General features: G+C 59.7%; 21 protein-coding genes. 13 read left to right on the top strand and 8 right to left on the bottom strand.

The features are described 5' to 3' along the window. The first annotated feature begins 531 nt into the window (after positions 1–531). The 8 genes from L6637_RS29010 (at position 532) to argE (ending at position 9,545) form a co-directional block, all read left to right on the top strand. Positions 532–1,026, top strand: coding sequence for a flavin reductase family protein (locus L6637_RS29010; protein ID WP_128929540.1), 495 nt, complete (start codon positions 532–534; stop codon positions 1,024–1,026). A 14-nt stretch (positions 1,027–1,040) separates the two neighbouring features. Continuing rightward, on the top strand, positions 1,041–2,477 hold the full coding sequence (locus tag L6637_RS29005; protein ID WP_128955169.1) for an NAD-dependent succinate-semialdehyde dehydrogenase: 1,437 nt from the start codon (positions 1,041–1,043) through the stop codon (positions 2,475–2,477). Positions 2,478–2,524: 47 nt separating this feature from the next. Beyond that, a complete protein-coding gene (locus tag L6637_RS29000; RefSeq protein WP_128929542.1) occupies positions 2,525–3,796 on the top strand; it encodes a hypothetical protein in 1,272 nt (423 codons plus the stop codon). Positions 3,797–4,039: 243 nt separating this feature from the next. Then, positions 4,040–5,299 carry a Glu/Leu/Phe/Val family dehydrogenase gene (locus L6637_RS28995; RefSeq protein WP_128929543.1) on the top strand — a complete coding sequence of 420 codons (1,260 nt, stop codon included), beginning with the start codon at positions 4,040–4,042 and terminating at the stop codon, positions 5,297–5,299. Positions 5,300–5,627: 328 nt separating this feature from the next. After that, positions 5,628–6,917, top strand: coding sequence for a flavin-containing monooxygenase (locus L6637_RS28990; protein ID WP_128930144.1), 1,290 nt, complete (start codon positions 5,628–5,630; stop codon positions 6,915–6,917). 64 nt (positions 6,918–6,981) lie between these two features. Next, positions 6,982–7,398 carry a RidA family protein gene (locus L6637_RS28985; RefSeq protein WP_128930145.1) on the top strand — a complete coding sequence of 139 codons (417 nt, stop codon included), beginning with the start codon at positions 6,982–6,984 and terminating at the stop codon, positions 7,396–7,398. Between the two features lie 4 nt (positions 7,399–7,402). Continuing rightward, positions 7,403–8,077 carry a DUF1028 domain-containing protein gene (locus tag L6637_RS28980; protein ID WP_128929544.1) on the top strand — a complete coding sequence of 225 codons (675 nt, stop codon included), beginning with the start codon at positions 7,403–7,405 and terminating at the stop codon, positions 8,075–8,077. A 304-nt stretch (positions 8,078–8,381) separates the two neighbouring features. Then, a complete protein-coding gene (argE, locus tag L6637_RS28975) occupies positions 8,382–9,545 on the top strand; it encodes an acetylornithine deacetylase (protein ID WP_128955170.1) in 1,164 nt (387 codons plus the stop codon). 459 nt (positions 9,546–10,004) lie between these two features. Here the strand turns inward: argE and L6637_RS28970 are convergent, their stop codons facing one another. The 7 genes from L6637_RS28970 to L6637_RS28950 form a co-directional block, all read right to left on the bottom strand. Further along, complete coding sequence (locus L6637_RS28970) at positions 10,005–10,160, bottom strand: hypothetical protein (RefSeq protein WP_164934241.1); 156 nt, start codon at positions 10,158–10,160, stop codon at positions 10,005–10,007. Then, a complete protein-coding gene (locus L6637_RS42855) occupies positions 10,161–10,346 on the bottom strand; it encodes a hypothetical protein (RefSeq protein WP_367401020.1) in 186 nt (61 codons plus the stop codon). A 75-nt stretch (positions 10,347–10,421) separates the two neighbouring features. After that, entirely contained in the window at positions 10,422–10,661 is a 240-nt protein-coding gene (locus L6637_RS42850; protein ID WP_128929546.1) for an SDR family NAD(P)-dependent oxidoreductase, read from the bottom strand. 84 nt (positions 10,662–10,745) lie between these two features. Further along, positions 10,746–11,765 carry an Ldh family oxidoreductase gene (locus tag L6637_RS28965; RefSeq protein ID WP_164939084.1) on the bottom strand — a complete coding sequence of 340 codons (1,020 nt, stop codon included), beginning with the start codon at positions 11,763–11,765 and terminating at the stop codon, positions 10,746–10,748. 16 nt (positions 11,766–11,781) lie between these two features. Continuing rightward, positions 11,782–12,840 (bottom strand): ketopantoate reductase family protein, encoded by a 1,059-nt coding sequence (locus L6637_RS28960; protein ID WP_164934239.1) that lies wholly within the window; start codon positions 12,838–12,840, stop codon positions 11,782–11,784. A 35-nt stretch (positions 12,841–12,875) separates the two neighbouring features. Further along, positions 12,876–13,850, bottom strand: coding sequence for a flavin reductase (locus tag L6637_RS28955; protein WP_128929549.1), 975 nt, complete (start codon positions 13,848–13,850; stop codon positions 12,876–12,878). Between the two features lie 54 nt (positions 13,851–13,904). Continuing rightward, complete coding sequence (locus tag L6637_RS28950; RefSeq protein WP_128929550.1) at positions 13,905–14,822, bottom strand: SMP-30/gluconolactonase/LRE family protein; 918 nt, start codon at positions 14,820–14,822, stop codon at positions 13,905–13,907. A 205-nt stretch (positions 14,823–15,027) separates the two neighbouring features. Between L6637_RS28950 and L6637_RS28945 the strand changes: the two genes are divergently transcribed. The 5 genes from L6637_RS28945 to L6637_RS28925 all read left to right on the top strand — a co-directional run bounded on the left by L6637_RS28945 (position 15,028) and on the right by L6637_RS28925 (position 20,998). Continuing rightward, positions 15,028–16,326, top strand: coding sequence for an NtaA/DmoA family FMN-dependent monooxygenase (locus tag L6637_RS28945; protein ID WP_128929551.1), 1,299 nt, complete (start codon positions 15,028–15,030; stop codon positions 16,324–16,326). Between the two features lie 93 nt (positions 16,327–16,419). Next, positions 16,420–17,406 carry a TRAP transporter substrate-binding protein gene (locus L6637_RS28940; protein ID WP_164934238.1) on the top strand — a complete coding sequence of 329 codons (987 nt, stop codon included), beginning with the start codon at positions 16,420–16,422 and terminating at the stop codon, positions 17,404–17,406. After that, a complete protein-coding gene (locus tag L6637_RS28935; protein WP_128929553.1) occupies positions 17,403–19,271 on the top strand; it encodes a TRAP transporter large permease subunit in 1,869 nt (622 codons plus the stop codon). The genes L6637_RS28940 and L6637_RS28935 overlap by 4 nt, the downstream gene beginning before the upstream one ends. A 37-nt stretch (positions 19,272–19,308) precedes the next feature. Next, positions 19,309–20,175, top strand: coding sequence for an amidohydrolase family protein (locus tag L6637_RS28930; protein ID WP_128955172.1), 867 nt, complete (start codon positions 19,309–19,311; stop codon positions 20,173–20,175). 115 nt (positions 20,176–20,290) lie between these two features. Then, positions 20,291–20,998 carry an RraA family protein gene (locus tag L6637_RS28925; RefSeq protein ID WP_128929555.1) on the top strand — a complete coding sequence of 236 codons (708 nt, stop codon included), beginning with the start codon at positions 20,291–20,293 and terminating at the stop codon, positions 20,996–20,998. Positions 20,999–21,022: 24 nt separating this feature from the next. Here the strand turns inward: L6637_RS28925 and L6637_RS28920 are convergent, their stop codons facing one another. After that, positions 21,023–21,889, bottom strand: a complete 867-nt coding sequence (locus L6637_RS28920; protein ID WP_128929556.1) for an IclR family transcriptional regulator — start codon at positions 21,887–21,889, stop codon at positions 21,023–21,025. Positions 21,890–22,520 lie beyond the last annotated feature (631 nt).

Raw genomic sequence — 22,520 nt, 5'->3', positions numbered from 1 at the left:
ATGCGTCAGTACTGGATGCCGACCCGCTACGCTCGCACAGGCTGATCACTGCAGACGTGGGAGCTCATACCGGTTACGCCCTTCTGTGCGTCCCTCCCGAACTCGGCCGCCAGCCTCAGAGGTCGGCGCTCCTTTTTTCTGAGGAGTGAATGGCTACCGTCGCGGTTTGAGAGCGGCTTGGCTCGAGGATGAACGGATTCTGCGTAGGGGACTCCGAAGCATCGTCGCCTGGTCATCGTGACCGTTGGAGACCACCGGGCTGCCTAACACAGCTGGCATTTGAGGCGCCCGTGACCACGGATGAGTGGCGTTGGTAGGAGTATAATCAACGGTCAATGGCAATCAGCGCGCTGCGCGCCGCGCGCGGAACATGCGAGTTTGGTGCAACTATGCCTGATCCGAATACATGCCTTCAGTATCTCAATTGGATGAAGGCCAATGGCAATGATACGTCTTTGTTCGCTGTGGACGGGGCCGTCCTTCGCCACCGCTATCATGCTTTCGCTGGTACCTCAAAGGAGGGTCCATTAGATGATCGATGCAGGTCGCGCCATTGCCACAGCGACGCCCGAAACATTTCGAGAAGTGTCGCGGAAGTGGGCCTCTGGAATCGCCGTCGTAACTGCAGTCGATAGTCACGGAGCGCTTTTCGGCACCACGATGAGCGCCGTCGTCAGCCTATCGATCAGCCCCCTGCAATACCTGATATGCATCGACAGAAAGTCGAACTCGCTCCCCGCCATCACTTCGACAGGGTGGTTTTGCATCAACATGCTCTCCTCATCCCAAGAGCGCATTGCGATGACGTTTGCAAAGAAGGGGACAGATAAGTTTTCGGCGATTTCCTATCGAGAAGGTCTAAATCGATTACCAATTATCCAGGACGTCGCCTCATATATTATCTGTCACCTGAACAGCAGCTTTGATGGCGGCGATCACGTCATAATCGTTGGCGATGTCATCGAGATCGGTCTCCACGATGCGTCTCCGCTGGTCTATTTGAATGGACGCTTTAATAACGGATGACTTGCGGGGAACACATGAAATATGAGAATACGCTCCTCTTTATTGACGGAGAATGGTGCTCCGGCTCTGAGAAGCAAACGATCCCGATCTTTAATCCAGCAACTGACGAGGAGATCGGTCACGTCGCTAAGGCGACGGTGGCCGATCTCGACCGTGCAGCTGCGTCCGCCGAGAAGGCGTTCCATGTTTGGCGGAGAACGCCCGCGGTGGAACGCGGAGTTACGCTACGTAAGGCAGCTGGCCTGCTCCGCGATCGACTAGAGTCCATCGCCCATGTTCTCACCTTGGAGCAAGGTAAGCCTCTTTTGGAAGCGCGAGCGGAGATCGCGAGTTGCGCCGATGCCTTCGAATGGGCTGCTGAAGAGGGAAGGCGGCTCTATGGGCGCGTGATACCGTCGCGTGCAGCAGGCGTTGCGCAATATGTCGTACGTGCTCCAGTAGGCCCGGTTGCTGCGTTCACCCCGTGGAATTTCCCCGCGAGCCAAGTCGCGAAGAAGCTTGCTCCAGCGTTGGCTGCCGGATGCTCCGTGATCGTCAAGGCCTCGGAAGAGGTGCCACGATCTGCCGCGGCAATCATCACGTCACTTGTCGATGCTGGCATTCCAACAGGTGTTGTCCAGCTCGCATACGGCACTCCCGATGAAATATCGCGGCACCTGATTGCCCACCCGGCGATTCGGAAGATCTCCTTCACCGGCTCTGTTCCGGTTGGAAAACATCTAGCTGCGCTCTCGGGCGAGCAGATGAAGAGGACGACGATGGAACTCGGCGGGCATGGGCCGGCGATTGTCTTCAAAGACGCCGACATATCCTCAGCCGCGGCGCTGCTCGTTTCAGGCAAGTATCGCAACGCCGGTCAAACCTGCGCCGCGCCGACGCGGTTTATGGTACACAACGATGTTTATCATGAGTTCGTCGCAGCTTTTGTTGAAAAGACACAATCGCTTGTCGTTGGCAACGGTCTGGATGCGACAACGCAGATGGGCCCCCTCGCGAACGAACGCAGAGGGAAACTCTTCGATCAATTTGTGGACGACGCGAGGCAGCGAGGCGCAAAGCTCATGTGCGGCGGCGAGAGCTTATTTACTCGCGGAACATTCAGGCAGCCAACAGTACTTGCGAATGTCGATCCATCGATGCGAGTCATGAACGATGAGCCATTCTGCCCAATCGCGCTCATTAGCGGCTTTGACAATCCAAATGAAGCTGTTGCAGAGGCTAACCGATTGCCCTTCGGGCTCGCCGGATATGCCTTCACGGAATCATCGGCGAACGCTCAGTTCCTGGCGGAGAATCTTGAGGTCGGTATGCTCAGCATCAACCACCTGGGCCTTGCCTTGCCGGAAACGCCCTTTGGCGGCGTCAAAGAGTCTGGGTACGGTTCCGAGGGTGGCCTAGAATCAACTGAAGGCTATCTCAATACCAGATTCATCACCAATAAGGCCTACTAGGCGTCATGCCATTTGGGCAATCGACCACGACGACTCTGTGAGGAGCAATGTCCCCTTCAACTATCAACGAAAGAGTCAGCATCACACGACTTGGTGGTCAGGATTACAACTTCTTTTTTGGTTACTATAATAAGACGCCGTGGGACGGGCAGGGTCGCCTTATCCTAGGCCACCAAGTCGATGAACCTAACTTCCGCATTGGCAGAAATAGCGGCTGCAATGTCGGTTATTTTGATGAAGCGCGTGAGTTTCGGCTGGTTGATCGAACCCAAGCCTGGAACTGGCAAATGGGGAGCCAACTACAATGGCTCACCGGCATGCCTGGCCGTAACATAATCTACAATATTCGTACGTCGCACGACGCGGGTGGCCCGTATCCCAACATCGGTGCGCGGATTACCGACGTGGATACGGGGCGCACTCGCGATCTCAATATCCCGATTTACGTCGTAGCCGCGAACAGCAAATTCGCGATGTGCATTGACTATCGACGTCTCTACAAAACGCATGAGACGATCGGCTACTGCGCACTCGCGGGACGGCTTCCACTGGATAATGCACCGGACGATGATGGCATTTGGCGCCTCGACATTGCAAGCGGCGACTCGACACTCGTTGTCAGTTACCGCCAACTTTACGAGCTTGCTCATAAGCCATCCATGGATAAGGCAATTCATTGGGTGAGCCATATTGAGATAAATCCGTCATCAACACGTGTGCTCTTCCTTCACCGATGGACAGAGCGTGTTGAAGACGAGACCTGCTTCTTGCATCGCTTGATCACAATGGATCCGGATGGAAGCAACTTACGTCTCCTTGAATGCTCTGATCATCCATTGCCGCAGCTGGCTCGGCGGTTCGATTCAAAGGCCGTAGGTACCTACGACTACGAAAAGTCCGAATACCAGATCTCTCACCCGTTATGGCGGGATGATAGCAGCATCGTCGTCTGGGGACCTCACGCCGGACGTATAAACTATCAGGTTTACCAAGACGCGCACAATGGCTTAGTCCAGACTATTGGCGACGGCCTCCTAAGAGAGAACGGACACATGTCCTATTCACCTGTGAATATGCGCTGGCTTTTGAGCGATACGTATCCGCATTCCGAGACCAACCTGCGTGATCTCTTCCTTTTCGATGCCAACAATGAAGTCCGGCTCGACCTCGGAAGCTTTTATACTGATCCAACTCTGGCTAAAGAGAACCGGTGTGATCTTCACCCAAGGTGGAGCCGCGATGGGAAGTGCGTTTGCATCGACTCCTATCACGAGAGACGGAGGCGAATGTACACAATTGATGTCTCCGCTCTCGTGTAGTGCTTGTTGTTTTCCCTATCCAGCGACAGCAGGTGTCTAAAAGCAAGGGAACGTTGTTTTCCGCAAGGCATCCGTCCAAGGGCATTTCGACCTACCTTGAGCGCTCAGCTCATCGAATCTCGTTGAAATTCAGCATAACGACCTCGCTGAAGGGGCTTGCTTGCCTCTTACAGCGGCGGGAATACTTCGAATGGTAGCTATCCGCCGTCCGATCCGGTTTCGATCGAGTACAATGGAGCAAACGTGACCACATACAGTGGACCTGTCTTTGACATGGCCGTACAACAGTTCGAAGTGATCGCTGATCACCTGTCTGTGCCGCAGGACGCGAGGGCGCGCTTGTTAATACCAAAGCGCGCGATCACTGTATCTTGTCCTATTCATCGAGACGACGGCACGACGGCGGTTTTTGAAGGGTATCGAGTTCAGCATCACCTCACGCTAGGACCTACGAAAGGCGGCACGCGCTTCGCGGCTAGTGTGGACCTCGGCGAGGTTGCTGCGCTTGCGATCTGGATGAGTTGGAAGTGCGCCCTAACCGGCTTGCCCTATGGTGGCGCCAAGGGCGGCATCAGCGTCGATCCATCGAATCTATCAAGGCGCGAACTAGAGGCATTATCACGCCGCTACATGCAGGAGATGATCCCCTTCGTTGGCCCTCACACTGATGTCATGGCCCCCGATATGGGGACCAACGAGCAGGTGATGGCGTGGTTTATGGACACCTATTCGATGTATCAGGGCCGGACCGTGACGGAGATCGTTACCGGTAAACCGGTCAGCGCCGGAGGGACATTGGGACGCCGCGAGGCGACAGGGCGGGGCGTCGCGCATCTGACGCGCCGCGTGATGAACGAACAGGGCATCAATCTGAACCATGCAACGGCTGCTGTGCAGGGCTTCGGAAATGTCGGCTCGATCGCCGCACTTGAGCTTCACCATATGGGCGTTAAAGTGATCGCCGTCAGCGACCACACCGGCGCGCTCTACTGCGCTTCCGGCCTCAACATTCCAGAACTCGTGGTACATGCGGCAACACATGGCAGTCTCTCGGGGTATTCGAGTGAACTAGCCTTCGATCCGCAGGAAGTCCTCACGCTGTCTTGTGATGTTCTTGTGCCAGCCGCGATGGAGCGGGTCATCGACGCTGCTGTCGCCACGAAGCTGCGTTGCCGTATTGTCGCTGAAGGGGCCAATGGGCCGACGACACCGGAAGCCGATCTGGTTCTTACGCAGCGACAGAATGAGATCTTCCTGATCCCGGATATTCTGTGCAATTCCGGCGGGGTAGTGGTGAGCTATTTCGAATGGGTGCAGGATCTGCAACAACTCTTCTGGGAAGAGGAGGAAGTAGTACGACGCGAATACCAGATTCTCGATCGAGCGTTCGATCGGATGGTGGCGAGGGCGAGCCGCGACAAGGTGTTCAATCGCACGGCGGCCATGGCCATAGGCGTCGAGCGGGTGCGGGGCGCCAAGAATACGCGAGGTCTATTTCCATGAGGGACGGCCTGGTCGGATTCCGTGATGTATTTGCCCGAACCCGCAATGGTTCACATCGAGCCTTATTAGCGCCGGCGAGCCGCAATGGCCACAACCTGAATGGGATGGCGGTTGTATCAAGCGCACGGATAGTCGCTAATTCCATAGCGGTATGATGCCATCATGTTGCAACTCCGCGCTCAGTTTCAGAACAGCTTCTGCGGCGCATAGATGCAGGCCTAAGCGCTCCGACATAATCCCACATGATCATGCTCGCCTCCAAACTCTCGAACCGGATTTCCTCCATGTTCGACGCGATCACTCAATCGAATTAGAAATGGATACAGAGATGTCATTAGAAGTAGTAGATACGATCGTGATCGGAGCCGGTCAGGCAGGGCTGGCTATGAGTGAACATCTGACTTCGGCTGGTATTCCTCACGTCGTCTTGGAAAGGCACCGGATCGCGGAGAGATGGCGAACAGCCCGGTGGGACTCGCTGGTGGCTAATGGTCCCGCGTGGCATGACCGTTTCCCCGGCCTAACATTTCAGACGCACCCTGATGCGTTCCCGGGTAAGGAGGAGATCGCGGACTATTTCGTTGCCTACGCAAAGAAGATTGCCGCGCCGGTGCGCTGTGGGGTGGAGGTTACGGCCGTACAACGGAACGAGGGACGATTGGGCTTTCGAGTGGAAACCTCGCAAGGGACGTTGGAGGCAAATAACGTAGTTGCAGCGATCGGTCCATTCCAGATTCCGACAATACCTCAAGTAGTACCGCAGGACATTGGAGTCGTCCAAATTCACTCGAGCGACTACCGAAACCCGGAGCAGTTGCCTAGAGGGGCCGTGTTGGTTGTTGGCGCAGGATCTTCCGGAAGCCAGATCGCAGACGAACTTCTGCGCTCTGATCGGAAGGTCTATCTCTCCGTGGGCCCCCACGAACGCCCCCCGCGCTCCTACCGCGGCTACGACTTCTGCTGGTGGCTCGGCGTCTTGGGAAAGTGGGATAATGAAGCAAGAGTTCGCGGTACCGAGCACGTAACGATCTCCGTCAGTGGGGCCCGTGGGGGATACACGGTCGACTTCAGGAAGCTCGCCGCAGACGGAATGATGCTTGTTGGCTCAACTGAAGCGTTCGAGGCAGGCAACGTAACGTTTGCCAGTGATCTCGCGAAGAATGTCGCGATGGGTGACGCCTCGCTCTTCACTCTGTTGGATGAGGCCGATGAATACGTTAGGCGGAATGGACTTGCACTTCCGGAGGAGCCTGAAGCGCGCAGGTTACTCCCGGACCCGGACTGCCTAATGAATCCGCAGCGTGAGCTCAATCTAAAGACTGCCGGCGTGAATACGATCATCTGGGCGACGGGCTTTTCGTCGGACTACAGCTGGCTTAAGGTCAAGGCCTTCGACGAGGCCGGAAAACCCGAACACCAACGTGGGGTATCCTCGGAGCCGGGCGTCTACTTTGTGGGCTTGCCTTGGCAATCTAGGCGAGGGTCCGCTTTTATCTGGGGTGTCTGGCATGACGCTAAATATATTGCTGATCGTATCTCTACTCGGCGGCGTTACCTGGAACATCACGTCGTAAAATCGGAGAAAGTTGATCCACGAAAAGCGACGGGAGGCCCCTAAGTTTTTTGGCGAAACAGTTCACCAGTTGGGGTTGCGGGTGCTGACACGTAAGAAGGAGCAAGAAGTGGCTCATAGGCGGATTCGGAAATTCAATACGAAACACACTTATCCGGAGCAGAAGCTCGACAATGATCTATGTCAGGCAGTGGTGACTAGCGGCGGAAAAATTATTTGGCTACGGGGCCAGTGCCCCCAGAGCTTGAATGACGCCGTCAACATCGACAGCCATGATCCTGTCGAGCAGACGCATAAGGTGATGCAGAATATTAAGCAACTCATCGAAGAAAGTGGCGGTAAGATTGAACATTTGGTCAAGGTTGTCGTTTACCTTACCGACGTGCGGCATCGGGAGGCCGTTTATCGAACGATGGGTCAGTACATAAAGGGCGTGCATCCCGTGTCCACAGGACTTGTTGTCCAAGCGTTGGCGCGACCTGAGTGGCTTGTTGAAATCGACGCCACAGCGGTGATACCCGAGTGAGCGTATGACGTTTTCCCTAGTTGCTCGGTGCGACCAGACTGGAATGTTCGGCGTAGCGATTTCGTCTTCATCTCCGGCTGTCGCTTCAAGGTGTTCATTCGCGCGAGCTGGTGTCGGCGCGGTCGCTTCGCAGAACGTAACTGATCCCTCGCTAGGACCATTGGCCTTGGATGCGATGGAGAGCGGCATGTCCGCGTGGGAAGCCGTCGAAGAAGTGAAACAACGTAGTCGATTTATCGAGTATCGCCAGCTACTGGCAGTTGACCGCGACGGAAATGCCGCTGTTTATTCAGGGCCCAATTCACTAGGCATATGGGCTCAGACGAGCGGAGAAAATGTCGCGGCCGGCGGCAATCTCCTAGCAAATGACGGAGTACCGCACGCAATTGTCGATGCATTCATTGGTTCGTCAGGGCATCTTGGTGACCGCCTGATTGCGTCACTAAGAGCCGGGTTGGCCGCCGGCGGGGAGGCCGGTCCGTTACACTCAGCCGGCATGAAGCTTGTTGACCAAGTCAGTTGGCCAGTCGTGGACCTGCGCTGCGACTGGACACAAGAGTGTCCGATCGAACTGCTCGTTTCTGCCTGGAAGGTCTACAAACCCCAACTTAACGCCTACGTGAAGCGCGCGCTTGATCCACGAGCGGCTCCTTCGTTCGGCGTCCCGGGTGACGAATAGCGCTCCGACGAGCGCTCGCCATTGGCCGCACCGCTCCCTTGATCGTCTTCATGACGCGGTGCCAGAGCACAGAGTAGATTGAGCTATACGCTTCAAGTCAGCAGTCTACGCAAACCCGCGGATGTTGACAGAAGACCCCTGAATTGTGGGCATTGGCAAATGTCGGGCAGATTGGGGTTAATTTTGTATCGACCTTTCATAGCGGAGATCTGATGCTGTCTCGGACAACCATGATGACGCTGTAGTCTGGCGACGAGCGAACGCTACGAACCTCAGAAGAACTGGAAAACTGAGCAAAATACAGATGGACAGCATCGCCATTATTCAGAGGTTGGTTGCGTTTCCGACCGTCAGCCAGGAATCAAACCTCAATTTGATTGACTTTGTCGTTCAGCTGCTTCGCGAAAACGGCGTGACCTGCCGTCTTGTCTATTCGCAGGACGGGCGAAAAGCGAGTTTGCTGGCTACGATCGGACCCGATGATCGGCCAGGCGCAATTCTCTCAGGTCATACGGACGTCGTTACGGCCGATGATCAGAGCTGGACCAAACCGCCATTTAGCGCCACACGACAAGACGGTAAGCTGTATGGTCGTGGAACTGCAGACATGAAAGGCTTTGTGGGCTGTGCCATTTCCGCCGCGCTTAAGGCGTCGAAGACACGCTTAAATGCGCCTCTCTACCTGGCACTATCATATGATGAAGAGATTGGCTGTGTAGGAGTGCGAGGTCTGCTTGACTCGATGGTGAATGAGCTGCAACGGCAATCTTTCTGTATCGTTGGTGAGCCAACAAATATGAACGTTGCAATCGGACACAAAGGCAAGGTTGCGGCTCGCGTTACTTGCGTTGGCCGGGAATGCCATTCCGCATTGGCGCCTACCGGGATAAACGCGATCCATTTGGGTTGCGAATTTGTCGAAGCCATCCGCAGAGAGCAAGCTAAGTTGTGCGACGAGGGCGCGCGGGATGCGAGCTACGAAATTCCGTATACAACGCTTCACGTCGGCACGATTAAATCGGGGGGAATGCTCAATATTGTGCCGAGCCGATGCGAGTTAGAGTTCGAGATCAGGAATGTCGCAGCGGAGATACCTGAGGAGATATTGAGTAGGCTGCGAACTAGAGCGAGTGAAATCGCCAATGGCGCAAGGACCATCGCGTCCGAAGCCGCTATAAATATTGATGTAGTCAACAGTTATCCCGGGCTCAATATCGCCTGCGACGCCCCGGTCGTCCATCTTGTCAAGTCTCTCACCGGTGACGCCAACGTGGTGAAGGTGCCATTCGGAACGGAAGCCGGCCTGTTTTTGCAGAGACTGGGGGTTCCAACGATCGTTTGCGGACCGGGGTCGATGCAGCAGGGTCACAAGCCGGATGAGTTTATCGAAATTGACCAGATTGACCGCTGCGACAAGATGTTAGATAGATTGATTGACCGACTAGCAAGCGGCCATGGCTTCCCCTGAGCGAGGCGTTGCGGCCCGATGCGGCAGGAACTCGCGCAACGATGTGACTTGCGCCCAGACATAGAGTGAGCCCGGGAGACCGCGGCGGTGAGATCGCCGAACTACCCCGCTAGACCATCACCCACTTGGGTGGCGCGGGAACCGAGCTGCCTGCGGGGTTGGACCAGCCGCTCCCGCCCGGCTGGGGCGAGACATAGGCTTCTTGGCACCACCGACCATCAAATCAGCACTCGAAGACTGCGAAGCTCGGACTGCTCAAAATCCAGCTCGCGAAGGATTTCAGCCGGCGTCCGCTCGAGGATATCGCCTCGCGAATCGCTGACGCCTGACGCGCTCTGCTCTGAACTCGACCGGACGCAAGACTGCAAGCTCAAGTTCAAAGGCGGGAGAGCTGTTGGCCACCGCCAACGTCGATATGAATGCCGATCGCATAAGGGATCTCTCCGCGAACAGGGAGGGTCACGGCCCGGCCGATCTCTTCAGGCCCCAGCGCGCCATTGGAATGCCGCCGGTGGCGATCAAATCGTCATAACGATCCTTCGCCGCGGCTGTCATCTCGGTGCGAATGATGACGAAGCTGTTCGCCTCACGACTGGCTTCCGAGCCTATCACCATCTACGACGTCAGGCCGGGTGTCATTCCAACGCCCGCCTTGCTGATACAACAGTCGGCCCTGTTTTCGCCGATGATCTCTGCATTCGCCGAGCCGATGAAGATCACCGATCCCGGGCGCCTTTCGACGAGGCCCAGGCACCTCCTCGCAAAACACTGTGTGAGGAAAAAGCCGGCACGAAGGTTGATGTCCAGCGTCCGATCGTAGCTTTCCGGCTCAAGGTCGAGGATATCCCCGCGCTGCAGTGCTGCAGTGAGCTTACGCTAGCATTGTTGACCAGGCAGGTGGCTCGCCGAGCTCTCCCGCAATCCGGGCCAGCAACGCATCGTTTCCCGATCTCGGAAAACATCGTATCTATAATACCGGTCGGGAGCCGGAATTGGCTCCTGCTCCAGATCCTCGGGACTCACGTGGGCGACGGTGAAATTGGCCTTACCGAGCGCGTCGGCGATTGCACGACCGATTCCACGCCCTGCGCCCGTAACGACCGCCACGTCCCTCATCGGTCGCGTCCTCCCACCGGCGCCGCCAGCGCACGAGACGGCCACCACAAACCGCACCTCGGAGCTCACCTGCGAACGATTGAACTAAGCTGGAAGTACCGCTCCGCCTTCTCGACCGAGTTCGGCAAGTTGTTCGAAGAGATTGCGCTCGATCGCGATCCCGACCTGGTCCGCTTGCGCGCGCAGTTCTGCCGCGCGCTCGCCGGGAATGCGGCCATTTCCTCCGACCGCTGCGAGATAGCGCTGCGTCCAAGCCTGCATGTTCTGATCGAAAGCATCTTTGCCGATGAGCGCCGCCGGATCGAACACGAAGCCGAAGGCGCCGACGCCGCCCGGGGCGCCGCCTTCCGACAACAGGGGCCTTGCCCCGGTCAGCACTCCCGCAAGCACTTCCACGATCATCGCCAGCGCGAGTCCCTTGTGACCGGCGGCCGGTAGGATCGAGCCGGCGAGCGCCGCGGTCGGGTCGGTCGTCGGCCGGCCCTCCGCGTCGATCGCCCAGCCTTCCGGGATCGGCAGGCCATCGCGTAGGGCGACGTGGATCTTGCCGCGCGCGACATTGCTCATCGCGAAGTCGATCAGCAGCGGTGGTCCGTCCGGCCTCGGCGCTGCAAATGCAATGGGATTGTTACCGATTGCCGGCCGCGTTGCGCCCCCGGGAGCCATCACCGGCTGGGTCACCTGCGACAGGAAGCCGACCCTGCCGCTTTCGGCGACGTCGAGCAGATGCGAGCCGACTGCGCCAAGATGTCCGGCGTTGCGGATCAAAAAGGGGACGAACGGTCGGGTCGGGCCAAGCGCATCCATCGCCAGTGCCAACGCCTTGGGGCCAACGATTTGTCCAAGCCCAAGATCGGCGTCGATTACCAACACCGTGCCATGCCAGCCGCATTTGATATCCGGCCTCGGGTTCAAGCCGCGGCGCGCGAGCTGGCGCCAATACGAGGGCAGACGCGCGATGCCATGGGTCCGTACGCCCGTGATGTCGGCGAGCAGCAGACGACGGGCTGCCAGCCTCGCGTCATCTTCGCCGAGTCCGGCCCGCGCGAAGATGGTTGCGACCCACGCTTCGAGCGGCGGCAGCAGCATGTTGATCGTCTCCATCGCCCGGCTTTCTATCTCAAATCTCGAACAGCAGCTCCGGGCGCGGGGTAACCTCGCCGCGTTCGACCTTGCGGACGATATCGACGATCCGCTCATGCGCCGGCGCTGCGCAGCCGGCCTCCTTCGCCTTGCGGACGATGAAGCCGTTGATCTCACCGATCTCGGTGCGCCGCCCCTTCTGGATATCCTGTGCCATCGAGGGACGCTGCAAATTGCTGCGCGCCTGCGAACCGGTTCCCTTCTGCATGTGCCGCTCGACCTCGGCCAGCGCCGTGGCGTCGCCTTCGGATGCCGAGCGTAGCAGGTTCGGCTCGATGCCCGTGATGTGCTCGAGGTCGAGGCCGAGCGACTGGCCGGTCCGGATCGCTTCGCCGCCGAGGCGGATGACGAGGCGGCGGATCACGGGATGGGCGTCGCGTTCGTTTCCGCTCATGCCGGTCGCGGCGCTGACGCCGTTGCGCATGCCGTTGACGCAGAGCTTCGACCAGCGCACGCCCCACAGATTGGTAGTGACGCCAGAGCCGTCGATCGGGGTAAACAGGGCGTGCAGCTCCTTCACGCGCGGCGTCACGCGCCCATGGACCTCACCGACGAGAATCGATTTGGTCTCGAAGTCGCGCGGCATGGTGCGACGGACGCAGCCCGGTTCATAGAGATCGACGGCGAAATTATTGCCGACGATGCAGCCGACCGTGCGTCCCCATCCGACGACGCCGGCGATGATCTCCTCGTTGATCGAATTCTGCGCCGAGACGACGTAGCCCTGCGGCGAGAGATACGGCCTGATGAGGGTCGTGCACCATTCGGTATCGTAGGATTTGCTGGAGATGATCGCGATATCGATCGGCCGCTGCCTCGAAAGGCTCTGCACCTCGGTGAGGTGCATCGTCGGGACCGAAACGATGCAGGTTTCCTCATCCCTCATGCCGGACAGATGCAGCCCGCGTTGGCGGATCGTCTCGATGTGCTCGGGCCAGGGATCGATCAGCGTGACGTCGTTGCCGGTGCGCGCCAAATGGCCGCCGAGATAGCTGCCGACAGCGCCGGCGCCGACGATTGCGATACGTTTCTTCATTACCATTGTTCCTTCGTCGTCGGCCTTGGTTCTTACTATGCCGTCGGTGCGCGGCGAACGAGCTTGTCGAGAACGTGCCGGCAACTCGCGATCTCGCCGGGCGAAATGCCGGACAGTTCCTTTGCCTCGATTGCGCGGGCGCGCGCGTGTAGTGCGTGGTTGCGGTCGCGTCCCATGGCCGTGAGTGTCAAGCCGCCGCTAGCGTCGGCCTCGACGAGGCCCATGCGCACTAGCTCGTTCACGGTGCTCTCCGCGGCGTTGAGCCCGAGAAACAATTCAGGCAGCAAGCTCGCGAGCGTGCGTCCCGGCAACGTTTCGATCGCGGCCATCAACCGGCTCTGCAGGACGCTGAGACCTTCGGCATGGCGACCCTCGTCGAGCGCTGCCGAGAGCACGCCATGGGCACGATACATCAGCGCCGTCATGAACTCATTCATCGGGCCGCCGGCGTGCGCCTGTCCGGTCGCCTTCGACAGGTCGGTGGGATCGGCGAAGTCGGCGGCCATGCAATAGCGTCCTTGCGCAAACAGTAGCGGGCCGCGGTCGTGGCGCACGAAGCGTTCGACTTCACCCAGCATGATCAGATGATCGCCGCCGGGATATTCGGCCGCCTTGCGGCATTCGAAGCTGCACAGCGTTCCCTCGAGCAGCGGTGCGCCGCCGATGCCGCGCTTCCAGGAGACGCCCCCGAACTTGTCGCCGCCCGAGCGGCCAAAATGATTTGAGAGAGCGATCTGGTCGCTGGATAGAATGTTTACGGCGAAATGCGTGGCGACCTTGAAGGTCGGGAAGCTCTGGCTCGTTCGCTTGGCCGACCACAGCACGAGCGGTGGATCGAGCGAGACCGAGGAGAACGAGTTCGCCGTCATTCCGACGAGCTCGTCACCGTGAGCGGCGGTGACGACGGTCACGCCGGTCCCGAATTGGCCGAGGCAGCGCCGAAACGCGGCCGGATCTGCCTTGGGATCGCCGCTGTCGACGGCCGCGATGGTCGGGGAGAACTGCTGCATGGCGTGCACTCGGCCTTCTGGTCAGTCGCTCGGAGGTTGCTGCGAATATCCTGATCACGCAGCGTGGGAGTACATCGGCCGTCCCGCCACCGGCATTTCCGCTGCGAGGATCGTACCGCTCTTCGATTCCGTGATGAAGAGTGTCCGCCGATCCGGACCGCCATAGGCGCAATTGGTGGTGAGAAGTCCCTTCGGAGACTTGATGCGCAGCATCGGTTCTCCGAGCGCGCTGAACAGCCAGGTGGCGCCGAGGCCGACGTGACAGATCGCGATATTGTCGTCCTCGTCGATCGCAAGGCCATCGGGGCCGCCACCTCCGGAAAGCTGGATGAAGGTGCCAACCTTGCTTGCGGTGCCGTCGCGCATCAGCGGCACCCGCCAGATCGCATTGGCGCGCGTCACCGCCAGAAACAGCATCGTCTCGGCCTTGTTGAGCACGAGGCCATTCGGGCTCGGAATCCGGTCGAGCACGCAATCGAGCTGGCCACTGGGTCGCAATCGATAGAGGCGGCCGCTCGGATCATGCAATCCGGTCTGCCCCTGATCGGTGAAGTACATGTCGCCGTTCGAGGCGAACACGAGATCATTGACGCCCTTGAATCGCTGCAACAGCGAGCGCTCCAGGAAGGGCTCGACGCGACCCGTGGCCGGGTCGAACACCATGATGCCCTGCTTGTGGTCGGTGATGAAGCCGCGCCCGTCCCTGTGAAACTTCAGGCCGTTCGGCTCACCGTCGTACTCCGCGCCAACACTGACCTCACCGTTCGGCGTGATGCGCAACAGGCGGCCCCAAGGAATGTCGACGACCCAGAGATCGTCATTGCGGTCAAAGGATGGGCCTTCGAGAAAGGTCGGCGTCGGTGCGCCGTGAAACTGCACCTCAGCCCATTCCGAGCGCTGGCCGCTCTTGAACAGATGCTCGGGGATTGCAGTGAAGACGCGCGCCTCCACGCTTGGCGGTGCTGCATACATCGTCGAGTTCTCCCGTGCGCGGAGTTAATCCGCGTCTCGTTAAGCCGCGCATTCCGTGACGACACGTGAGCGCAACCGGCTTGACAGCCGTGGTGATTGGCTATCTATTCTTATATAAGGATAACGTTCCGAAATGAGAACGCAAGGAAAAACCGGGGCGTCGCGCCAGCGCGATGCGGCTCGGCTTTTCGGAGGGAGCGACTTCATGCGTGGCGGCATGCACTTGATCGGGTTTCTGATCAACTCGCCTATCAATCACACGATCCTGAGCTGGTCGGATCCCGCCGATCAGCGTCTCGAGGCGATGGGAAGCCTGAAGCGCTGGCAGAGGCTTGCGCAGACCTATGAGCGCGGCCTGTTCGATGGGCTGTTCTTCGCGGATACGCCGGGTGTGTTCGACCGCTACAAGGAGCGTTCCGACGAGGCGGTGCGCTACGGCGTGTGCTGGCCGCCGCACGATCCGGTCGTTCTGCTGAGTGCACTCGCCGCCGCCACCGATCGGCTCGGCCTTGCGGTGACGCTCTCCATTTCGGCCAATCATCCCTATCAGGCGGTCCGCTCGCTCTCGACGCTCGACTATATGAGCGGCGGTCGGGTCGGCTGGAACATCGTCACTGGCCATCTGCGCGGCGAGTACCGTGCACTCGGTCTCAATCAACTCGATCACGACCAGCGCTACGATCGCGCCGATGAATATATGGAAGTCTGTCGTGCGCTCTGGAGCGGGGTGCGCGAGGGCGCGGTCCAGGCCGACAGGACGACAGGCGTCTATGCTGATCCGGCCAAGGTGGACATCATCAATCACGAGGGCGAGTATTTCCGCTGCCATACGGTGCCGCCGGCTTTGCCGTCGCGGCAGGGCCATCCGGTGCTGTTCCAGGCCGGATCCTCCGGCCGCGGCCAGCGCTTCGCGCAGAAGCACGCCGACGTGGTGTTCTCCATTCAACCGCATCTGGGCGGCATGAAAACCTTCATGCAGGAGCTCGGCGCAGCATCGGGGAGCGCGGCCGCGCCCAAGGTGACGTTCGGCGTGCAGCCGATTCTCGGAAGCTCCGAGGCGGAGGCGAGGCGCCGGCTCGACGAATTCGCCGCGCGCATTCCGCTTGAGGCCGCGCTGAGCCGCTTGTCCGGTTCGCTCGGGGTGGATTTCAGCCAAGTCGAGCTCGATCTGCCGCTCGAGGAGCAGAAGACGCAGGCATCGCAGGGTCTGATGAAGGCCATGTCGGCCTCGTTCGAGAATCGCCGCTTCACGCTGCGCGAGGCGGCGGTACGCTGGGGCCTTGCGGTCGGCATGCCGCAACTGATCGGAACACCGGAGCAGGTTGCCGATCAGCTCGAGACGATCTGGCGGGAGACCGGGTGCCACGGTTTCAATATCACGCCGACGACCACGCCCTCCAGCGTCGAGGAATTCGTTGACCAGGTGATCCCAATTCTGCAGAAACGAGGTGTGTTCCGCACCGCATATGAGGGCGAGACGTTCCGCGAAAATTTGCTGAACTGAACGGCAACGGCCACGCGAGTTGGCCGCGTTCCAACGAGTATCGTTACGAGCAGGGAGGAGATCGTGACAATGAATCACACTCGGAGAGCGTTCGTGAAGACGACGCTGCTCGCGGGCATCGGCGCGCCGGCCCTTGGTCTTTTCGCGCCGAACATCGCGCGGGGGCAGGGGGCGGTCACCCTGAAATTCGCTCATCCCGACAGCAACCTCCATCCCAACCACAAGATGGCGGAAGCCTTTGCGGGCCGGGTAGGCGAACGCACCAATGGCGCTGTCAAGATCGATATCTTCGCCGGCGGACAGCTTGGCTCCAGTGTCAGCATCGCGACCGGCGTTGCGACCGGGACGGTCGATCTCGTGTACCACACCGCGGGATTCCTCTCCTCCATCTTCCCAATGATGCAGGTGCTCGATCTGCCGTTCCTGTTCCGCGACGCGCGCAGCGGCGAAAGGGTGACCGATGGCGAGATCGGCCAGATGATCTTCGCCAGCCTCGCGCCGAAGAATGTCTATGGCCTGGCCTGGAGCACCAATGGCTGGCGGGTGGTGGAGACCACCAGAAAGGTCGTGCGAGCTCCCGACGACCTTTCCGGGATGAAGTTCAGGATCCAGCAAAGCCCGGTCTTCGTCGCGATGGCCAAGGCATTCAACGCCCAGCCCGTGTCGCTCGACGTTTCCGAGATGTATCTGGCGCTGACGCAGAACACGATCGACGGCTACGAATTCCCGCTGCTCTCCGTCGTCGCGACCAAGCTGCACGAGGTGACGAAATTCGTTTCCGAAACCAATCACACCTACAACGCGATGGCGCTGCTCGGCTCGAAGTTCAAGCTCGACAAGCTCGATCCGACGCACCTGAAGGTCCTGCGTGAGGAAGCGCTGCGGTTCGGCAACGACACCCGCAAGTCGATCGTCGAGGCCTCCGCCGCGGCCAAGAAAACCTGCCAAGATGCCGGCATCCAGTTCAACCCCGTCGACTACGCGCCGTTCAGGCAAAAGGTCGAGCCCGTGTTCGCTCAGTTCCGCACGTCGATGGGCGAGCAGCTCATCGACAAACTGCTGAAAGCCGCCGAGGGATGACCGAGCAGGTCTGTGATGTTCCGGCTTCAGGGCACAGCCACGCTCTGTCGCGCTTTGGTCTCGGTGCCATCGCCGAGATCATGGTGGCGATCGCGCTGGCGTTGCAGCTGGCCATCACGCTGCTCTCCGTGCTGATTCGCGAGGTGACGCCGTTCTCCATCCTGTCGGTGGACGAAACCGCAAAATTGTCGCTGAGCGTGATTGCCTTCATGGGCGGCGCCATCGCCTATCGGCGCGCCGAACATGCCTCGATCGAGGTCATCACAAAGCGTTTGACCCCGCACTGGCGACAGGTCCTGGGCTGCGTGGTCGACCTTGGGGTGCTGGTGACGGCGATATCCATCCTCCGGGGCAGCGCCTCGCTGTTCATGGTCCGTCTCGACGAGCATCTGCCGATCACGGGTTGGCCGACCGCCACCCTGGTCGTGCCGCTCGGGCTCGGGCTGCTGCTGATCGCCCTGACCGCCGCCGAGCGGCTCTTGGCAAAGCGCGGGCGACCGCTCCTGGTCGCGCTTGCCGCCGCTACCGTGCTTGCCGGCTGCCTGTTCGCCGATGCCAGCCTCTTCACACAGACTTTCAGCTCGCGATATTCGCTGGTGGCGCTCTTGATCGTGCTGTTCGCCATGATCGGCATCGGCATGCCGATCGGCTTCGCACTGATGGCGGGCTCGCTGATCTACCTCCTGGCCAACGACATTCCACTGGTCGCGATCGCGCAGAGCATGATCGACGCCAACAGCAACTTCATCCTGCTGGCGTTACCGTTCTTCATCCTCGCCGGCGGTATCATGGATCAGGGCGGAATCAGCGTGCGCTTCGTGCGCTTTGCGATGTCGCTGGTCGGCCATTTCCGTGGCGGTCTGCTCCAGGTGGTGGTGATCACGACCTATCTCGTGTCGGGTATCTCCGGATCGAAAGCGGCCGACGTGGTCGCCGTAGGATCCGTCATGCGGCGAGAGCTTGAAAGAACGGGCTACAAGCCCCAGGAATCCGCCGCGGCGCTGGCGGCATCGGCCGCAATGTCCGAGACGATCCCGCCGAGCATCGCGATGCTGATCCTCGGAACGGTGACACCGGTTTCGATCGGCACGCTGTTCGTCGCCGGTCTGATACCCGCGGCAGTGATTGCCGTGATGCTCATGCTGCTGATCTATGTTTCCGCCCGCAACAGCGGTTTGTCCGCCAATCCCAAAGCGACCGCCGGAGAGCGAGCCAGGGCCGGCACGGACGCGTTGCTGCCGCTCGGCATGCCGGTCATCATGATCCTCGGCATCAAGTTCGGCTTCGCCACACCGACCGAAGTGTCCTCGATCGCCGTGCTGTATGGGCTTGTCCTCGCATCCGTGTTCTATCGCGCGCTCACGCTCAGGGCATGCGCCAGAATCCTGATTGAAGCCGGACGGCTGACAGGGATGGTTCTGTTCATCGTCGCGGCCGCGGGCGCATTCGGCTGGGTGTTGACCGCCGCCGGGCTGAACGCGCATCTGAGCCAGGTCGTCGCGCTGCTCGGCAACAGCAAGTTGCTGTTTCTCCTGGGTTCGATCGCCCTGATCATCATCGTCGGGGCCTTGCTGGAGGGGTTGCCGGCGATCATCATCCTCGCACCCGTCCTGATGCCGATCGCCAATCAACTCGGCATCGATTCCATTCATTATGCGATGGTAATCATCCTGTCGATCGGCGTAGGCGTCTTCATGCCGCCTGTCGGCATCGGCTTCTATATCGCTTGCGCTGTCGTACGCGCGGACATCGACCAGGCGTCGCGATCGATGGTGCCGTACCTCGTTGTGCTCTGTCTCGGCGTGCTGCTCATCGCCTATGTCCCCTGGTTTACGCACGCGCTGCCAAATCTGATCGGGAAGTGAGGCTCCGGACCGTCTGCCGCGGTCGAAGGTCTCGACGATGTCGTGCCAAGAAGAAAGAAGAACGGTGACCCGGAGTTCTCAAGCAAGTTTCAAGACCATGCCGGGACGGACCGATACCCATTTCCATGTCTTCGGCCCGGAGGCCCGATATCCCTATCGGACCGAGCTGACCTACGCGCCGCCTGCTGCAACACCCGCAGCCTATATGGCGTTGGCCGAGCGGCTTGGCATCGATCGTGCCGTCATCGTCCAGGCCAGCGTCTATGGATCGGATAACAGCCGGCAGCTCGATGCGATGCGCGAAATCGCAGGCGTGGAAACACGTGCAGTTGTCGTCGTCGATCCCGATGTCTCGGACGAAGAACTCGACGAGCTACACCACAAGGGCGCGAGAGGCGTGAGGTTCATTGCGACCCGGCCAGGCAGCTTGCCGCTCGCACAGCTGGAGCGAATTGCATCCCGGATTCGGCGATGGGGCTGGCATGTCGCGCTGATGCTCGACGGTCGCTCCATCGTCGCGCTTGAGGACCGGCTGCAAAAATTGCCGTGCCCCTTCGTGATCGATCACCTGGCCGATCCCGACGCCCAAAAGGGAACGGAACAACCTGCTTTTCAGGCTCTCCTTCGGCTGCTCCGATCGGGCAATTGCTGGACGAAGATTTCGGCGCCGTATCACATGAATACCGCTGCACCGGCTTATGACGAGCTCGAGCCGCTCGTCGAAGCCTTATTGGCTGAGGCACCGGATCGTCTGCTGTGGGCGACCGACTGGCCGCATGCCGCAACGCATGGACCGACCCCTGACGCGACAGATCTCCTTTCGGCGCTTTATTCGTGGTGCGACGAAACCGTCCTGACCAAGATCATGGTTCGAAATCCGGCGGCTCTGTACGGATTTGGCTGATGCAATGCTCGATCATGACCGTTGGCAGATGCGGCTCGTGTGAGCACCCGAGGATGCGGCTCCGGGCAACTTGAAAACCCTTCGTACGTGAAGAACGCTTACAGAAAGAGGAAACATGCAGTCCGTCATCTACAAGCGCATTCCGCAATGCCCGGCAGACCTCCTGGCCGAGGTCGCAAAATATCCGGTCTCCGATTTGCACGAGGCACTCGGCCCGGTCGAGGGGCGCATGCAGCTCATGAGCTCGCGCATGCGGCCGATCGCGCCAGGCCAGCGGATCGCGGGCCAAGCCGTCACGTCGTATAATTTCCCTGGCGACAACCTCATGATCCATGCCGCCCTCAACGTCGCGCAGCGAGGCCAGGTGCTCGTCCTCGTCAACGGCGGTGGCGCGCACGGCTCGTTGTGGGGCGACGTGGCCGCGACCTTCGCCAAGCAGAAGGGGATTGCGGGCATCATTGTCGATGGTCCGGCCCGGGATGTCGCTGCGCTGCGTGAGCTCGGCTCGCTGACCTGGTCGACGTCGATCTCCTCCAGTCATCCCGAAAAGCGCGGCCCCGGCGCGGTGAACGTGCCGATCGTTTGCGACGGCGTACGTGTGGATCCCGGTGACGTGATCGTCGCCGATGATGACGGGGCGCTCGCGATTCCGCTGCGCTCGCTCGAGCGTGCGGTGAAGGGCGCACGGGAGCGCAATCGGAAGGAGATCGAGCTGCGCGACCGTCTGAAGACCGGCTCGTCGTTGTTCGAGCTGCTGCAGATGGACAAGAACGTGCAGGCCGCCGGCGCTGAAATCAGGGATACTCTCTGGATTGACGGCTGACCGGACGGCGTCCCTGGCGCGAGGTCATTTCTTGCGCCGCTTGCCGGTGTCGGCCCGCTCGGCAGAATCTTCTGCCGGCGGATATGGGCCGCGATAGCCGAGGATCTGCGAGATCTGTTCGGCGGCCTTGAAGGTCAGCCGCTCGATGTGCTCGCGCGCAAGCAGCAGGCGCGCGGTAGGGCCGGCGATCGTCACCGAGCAGCTGACGAGGCCGGCCTCGTCAAAACAGGGGCTCGCGATGCCGGTGGCGCCATCAATTATACCATTAGCGTCGACAACGACGCCGCGGTGACGGATTTCGGGGAACATGGCGACGAGTTCCTCTTTCGAGGATGTGTCGTCCGTGAACTTTACAAACTTGGTCTGGGTCAGATACGCCGTCTGAACATTCTCTGGTAGGAATGCCAGCATCGCCTTTCCTGCGGCCGTACAATACAGCGGCCGCCGGTTGCCGATGCGGACCGCAAAGCGCAGCGGCTTTTCCGATTCGATGACATCGACGTAAGATATCTCGTGGCCCTCCTCGGAGAGGACACCGAGCAGGATCGTCTCCTCGGTCTCTCGTGCGAGCCGCTCCAGGACGGGACGCGCACATTTCGGGAACGATCGAGCCTGAGCCAGGCTCGCGCCAAGCTTGATCGCTTGATCGCCGAGAATGTAGTGGCCGTTGTCGCTGCGAGCATATCCCCCGCCTTCGAGCGCGCGCATGAGGCTGAAGACGCTCGTTTTCGGCAGTTTTAGGCGGTCACTGAGCTTTGCCAGCGTAAGACCTTCCGGTTCGGCCGCTAACGCCTGCAGGATATCCATCACCCGAAGCGCCGAACGAGGGCCGCTGAAGGCCCGTTCGGTTGTCCTCGCGTTGTTGGACATTTGTTCGTCGTGGCGTTTCATCGGTTGATCTTACTTTCATTATTCCTGTCATTCGATTAGCCAGAGCGCAAGCAGCCCAAGCGAGCATCAGTTGAGGGTCCAGATAGACCGTTCTAACAGCTATAGGTTATACTCCACGCAGCCGACCGCGACGCGGCTGGCCGTTGTCTACCCATGTCATCGCCAATGGGGCGGATTGGGCTCAGGTGCTGAAAGAATATGAAGATCTCCCCAGCCATGCCTCGCTAGGTCCGTTTAATCGGCGTGGAACGAGAAGCGCACGAGCGCAAGCTCCGACTGCACGACCCTCGGATGCGTATCGAGGGTCAGAGCCGAGCCACATTGCGGATGAAGCCGTCGGTCCTGTTAGGATGTGAGAGCAGGGCCGGGGGGCTGAACGGAAAAAGATCAGTCTTGATAAAACAGCCTTCCCCCTATGCGTAGGCTCTGCCCAGAATTACTTCTGGACTTCACCGGGCGGTTGCCCGGTCCTGGGCCAGTTCCGCAGCATTCCATGCTTATCCGGGGCGGCCCCGAAAGTCTCACCTTGCATTGAGCTACTTGACCCCGGGGAGGGGACCCCAGCCAACCGGAACTTCAGTATTTTCGTTTATTTCACTTGTTGCGTTTATTTCGAATATAGCCTACATAC

It is taken from the genome of Bradyrhizobium zhengyangense, from assembly GCF_022012435.1.
In the GTDB taxonomy this organism is placed as follows: domain Bacteria; phylum Pseudomonadota; class Alphaproteobacteria; order Rhizobiales; family Xanthobacteraceae; genus Bradyrhizobium; species Bradyrhizobium zhengyangense.
The sequence above is the reverse complement of the archived record's forward strand: the minus strand, read 5'-3'. Positions and strand labels throughout refer to the sequence as shown.

Coding starts and splice junctions, on each gene's coding strand:
- L6637_RS29010 (WP_128929540.1), top strand. CDS start 532: ATGATCGATGCAGGTCGCGCCATTGCCACAGCGACGCCCGAAACATTT.
- L6637_RS29005 (WP_128955169.1), top strand. CDS start 1,041: ATGAAATATGAGAATACGCTCCTCTTTATTGACGGAGAATGGTGCTCC.
- L6637_RS29000 (WP_128929542.1), top strand. CDS start 2,525: ATGTCCCCTTCAACTATCAACGAAAGAGTCAGCATCACACGACTTGGT.
- L6637_RS28990 (WP_128930144.1), top strand. CDS start 5,628: ATGTCATTAGAAGTAGTAGATACGATCGTGATCGGAGCCGGTCAGGCA.
- L6637_RS28980 (WP_128929544.1), top strand. CDS start 7,403: ATGACGTTTTCCCTAGTTGCTCGGTGCGACCAGACTGGAATGTTCGGC.
- argE (WP_128955170.1), top strand. CDS start 8,382: ATGGACAGCATCGCCATTATTCAGAGGTTGGTTGCGTTTCCGACCGTC.
- L6637_RS28970 (WP_164934241.1), bottom strand. CDS start 10,160: ATGGTGATAGGCTCGGAAGCCAGTCGTGAGGCGAACAGCTTCGTCATC.
- L6637_RS42850 (WP_128929546.1), bottom strand. CDS start 10,661: ATGAGGGACGTGGCGGTCGTTACGGGCGCAGGGCGTGGAATCGGTCGT.
- L6637_RS28965 (WP_164939084.1), bottom strand. CDS start 11,765: ATGGAGACGATCAACATGCTGCTGCCGCCGCTCGAAGCGTGGGTCGCA.
- L6637_RS28960 (WP_164934239.1), bottom strand. CDS start 12,840: ATGAAGAAACGTATCGCAATCGTCGGCGCCGGCGCTGTCGGCAGCTAT.
- L6637_RS28955 (WP_128929549.1), bottom strand. CDS start 13,850: ATGCAGCAGTTCTCCCCGACCATCGCGGCCGTCGACAGCGGCGATCCC.
- L6637_RS28950 (WP_128929550.1), bottom strand. CDS start 14,822: ATGTATGCAGCACCGCCAAGCGTGGAGGCGCGCGTCTTCACTGCAATC.
- L6637_RS28945 (WP_128929551.1), top strand. CDS start 15,028: ATGCGTGGCGGCATGCACTTGATCGGGTTTCTGATCAACTCGCCTATC.
- L6637_RS28935 (WP_128929553.1), top strand. CDS start 17,403: ATGACCGAGCAGGTCTGTGATGTTCCGGCTTCAGGGCACAGCCACGCT.
- L6637_RS28930 (WP_128955172.1), top strand. CDS start 19,309: ATGTCGTGCCAAGAAGAAAGAAGAACGGTGACCCGGAGTTCTCAAGCA.
- L6637_RS28925 (WP_128929555.1), top strand. CDS start 20,291: ATGCAGTCCGTCATCTACAAGCGCATTCCGCAATGCCCGGCAGACCTC.
- L6637_RS28920 (WP_128929556.1), bottom strand. CDS start 21,889: ATGAAACGCCACGACGAACAAATGTCCAACAACGCGAGGACAACCGAA.